Raw genomic sequence first — 3,025 nt, 5'->3', positions numbered from 1 at the left:
TCAGGAAAAACTGACAGCTGATGATCAAAAACAGCTGCTTCTCACCGTCCTGGATGAATCACAGCGTCTGGATCGTCATATTCAGAATTTATTAGATATGACACGTTTTGGTCAGGGCAAAGTCACGCTGAATAGAGATTGGGTTGATATCCGAGATATCATTGCGAGCACGCTATACCGACTACGTGATGCATTAGATTCATGCCATTTGAATATCTCAGTGCAAGATAATATTCCCATCATATGGGTACATGGTTTATTAATAGAACAAGCACTTGTCAACATCATTGATAATGCCGCCAGAGTGACACCAGCAGACGGTGACATTGATATTTCCGTTAAACTCACCACAACCAGTCTCGACATTGATATTAGTGATAATGGACCGGGCATTGCAGATCATGAAAAAGTAAAAATATTCGATATGTTTTATAGCGTGACGCATGATGATTCTGAAACCAAAACAGGCACAGGACTTGGTCTGGCGATTTCGAAAGGTATGATTGCTGCTCATGGTGGCAATATTGAGGTAATAGATAATTCATCCGGTGGCACCATCATGCATATCACCTTACCGAAACATCCTGTTGTGTACGGACCTCAAGAATGAGCATGTCATCAAAAAAAATTCTGATTATCGAAGATGAACCACAGATCAGGCAGTTTTTACGAATCAGTCTAGAGGCCCAAACCTATGATGTCTCTTTGGCTGTTACTGCCAAAGAAGCGATTGCCTTCTCTGAGTCGCAGCATTGTGATCTCATTATCCTCGATCTGGGACTACCCGATAGAGATGGTCAGGATGTTATCCGGATATTGAGAAAACAAACTCAAGCTCCGATAATTGTGTTGTCTGTAAGAGCGAGTGAAGATGAAAAAGTCCGAGCACTTGATTCAGGTGCCAATGATTATGTGACAAAACCCTTTGGTATCAGTGAGCTCATGGCCAGAGTACGGGCATTGATACGGATTCATGATAATCAGCCAAGACCCCATGCGATTATCCATGTTGATAATTTAACAGTGAACACGCAAACTCGAGAAGTCTGGTTAGATGACCACAGTATTCACCTATCACGCAAAGAGTTTGCCCTGTTGTATGAGCTGATAGCGACACCAGGTCGGATTCTGACGCATCAACAATTACTCAAGCAAATTTGGGGCGAACATTTTATGACCGAAACCCATTATTTGCGGATTTTAGTGGGGCATCTTCGGCAGAAGTTGAATGACGATCCTATGCAGCCTAAATTTATCATTACCGTTCAGGGTGTTGGTTACCGTTTCAAATTTTAATGCCTTATGTATTGAAGGTCTGCTTCAATACCAATAGCATCAACATCCTAGTGACTCAACGTTCTTATCAGGAAACAAGTATGCTTACCCATTTAGTTAACATCATTTTTCTGCTTTTTTTGCTTAGCAGCGTGAGTGTACAGGCGACAACTTTAACCGTGGATGGTTTAGCAAATAAGAACACGCCTAAGGCAACGGATGTCGCTTTCCATTTAATTGATATGAAAACCGGTAAAACCCTGATTGCTCAGCGTGAAGATCAGTTACAGCCCCCAGCGAGTTTACAAAAGTTAGTCACTGCCCTCGCGGCAAAACTCTATCTGAAAGATGACTTTCGTTTTGTAACACGCCTTGAACGGAATAAAGAGGATGTCATTATACGCTTCAGTGGCGATCCTAACTTTAGCTCAGATGACCTGGATGGATTATTTAAAACCCTGCGAGCAAATCAGTCGGTTATCAAAGTAATCTATATATTAATGGTGCCGCTTTTGATGATTACGAACGGGCCATCGGGCTTCCATGGGATAACCTTGGTGTTTGTTATAGCGCCCCTTCCAGCAGTATTTCCATTGATAAAAACTGTGCCATGGGCAATTTATATGTCAAACCTGGCGCAAGCAAAGCACAGGTATTATTGTCAGCCAAAAAGCCCATCAATATCGATACCTCATCGCTACAAATCATCAAAACAAACGTTAGTGATGATGATTACTGTCAGATGAAATTACTCGCTGATGAACAGAATCACTATCAAATCGGTGGCTGCATCAATGAAGCATCACTACCTGTGAAGTTGAAGTTTGCTTTACAAAACACCACAGCCTATGCCAAATCTTCTATTGAAGAAGCGTTAAATAAAGCTGGTATACAGTTAAAAGGAAAAATCATTCGCGATGACAACAAAAATGGCGCCGTCATCACGGAACATCAATCAGCACCGCTTGATGCACTTGTCAGACAAATGCTCAAGCGATCAGATAATCTTATTGCTGACAATATTTTAAAAACAATTGGTCATCAGTTTTATAAACAATCTGGTAGCTACGAAAATGGTATTGCGGCACTGCAGCACATACTCAAACAACAGGCGAATATTGATCTCAGCCATGCCATGTTAGTGGATGGTTCTGGTCTGTCCAGAAATAACAGGTTGTCAGCTTCACAACTGATACAAGTGGTGTCTTATATATTCAAACATCCTGAACTCGGCCTGATTAGTGATCTACCCGTGTCAGGTGAGAGTGGCACACTGGCCTTCAGAAGCAGTGTGAATAAACCGCCCTTAAAAGGTCAGATACAAGCCAAGACCGGTACGCTCTATGGTACATACAATTTAGCGGGTAAGATTCGCACAAAAAGTAACCGGGACTTGCTATTCGTTCAAATCGTCACTAATTTTCACCCTGCGGATGAAAAACAGTCACGCTGGCCCGTGATGAAATTTGAAAAGTCGTTGTATGAGTCGATTTATCAACGTTTCTAACCGTGAGGCCTCTCGCAATTTAAGGTCGAAATAGGTAGAATTTTCGGCTTCTTATCACGTCAAATTCTTGGAAGATTAACCATGGCTCAGTACGTATACAGTATGAATCGGGTGGGCAAAATTGTTCCGCCAAAACGAGAAATACTTAAAGATATTTCTTTATCCTTTTTCCCTGGCGCAAAAATCGGGGTGCTTGGCCTGAACGGTTCAGGTAAATCAAGTCTGCTTCGTATTATGGCGGGC

General features: G+C 42.0%; 4 protein-coding genes and 1 pseudogene. All 5 read left to right on the top strand.

Going from position 1 to position 3,025, the window contains the following annotated elements; genetic code table 11:
- Nucleotides 1–610, top strand: a 610-nt coding sequence (locus B4K20_RS09780; protein ID WP_289282736.1) for a sensor histidine kinase, incomplete at its 5' end; no start/stop codon positions are given.
- Nucleotides 607–1,296: a response regulator gene (locus B4K20_RS09775; RefSeq protein ID WP_414673346.1), complete on the top strand. Its 690-nt coding sequence runs from the start codon at nt 607–609 to the stop codon at nt 1,294–1,296. The genes B4K20_RS09780 and B4K20_RS09775, both read left to right, overlap by 4 nt.
- Nucleotides 1,296–1,730 (top strand): annotated as a pseudogene (locus tag B4K20_RS16960) (D-alanyl-D-alanine carboxypeptidase); the annotation flags it as partial. The gene B4K20_RS09775 and the pseudogene B4K20_RS16960, both read left to right, overlap by 1 nt.
- 41 nt (nt 1,731–1,771) lie before the next feature.
- Nucleotides 1,772–2,782, top strand: a complete 1,011-nt coding sequence (gene dacB / locus B4K20_RS09765) for a D-alanyl-D-alanine carboxypeptidase/D-alanyl-D-alanine endopeptidase (RefSeq protein ID WP_349678802.1) — start codon at nt 1,772–1,774, stop codon at nt 2,780–2,782.
- An 81-nt stretch (nt 2,783–2,863) separates the two neighbouring features.
- Nucleotides 2,864–3,025, top strand: a 162-nt coding sequence (locus tag B4K20_RS17030; protein WP_414683374.1) for an ATP-binding cassette domain-containing protein, incomplete at its 3' end; no start/stop codon positions are given.

The organism is Methylophaga sp. UBA5088, assembly GCF_002414625.1.
In the GTDB taxonomy this organism is placed as follows: domain Bacteria; phylum Pseudomonadota; class Gammaproteobacteria; order Nitrosococcales; family Methylophagaceae; genus Methylophaga; species Methylophaga marina.
This window is presented reverse-complemented; position numbering and strand designations above follow the sequence as displayed.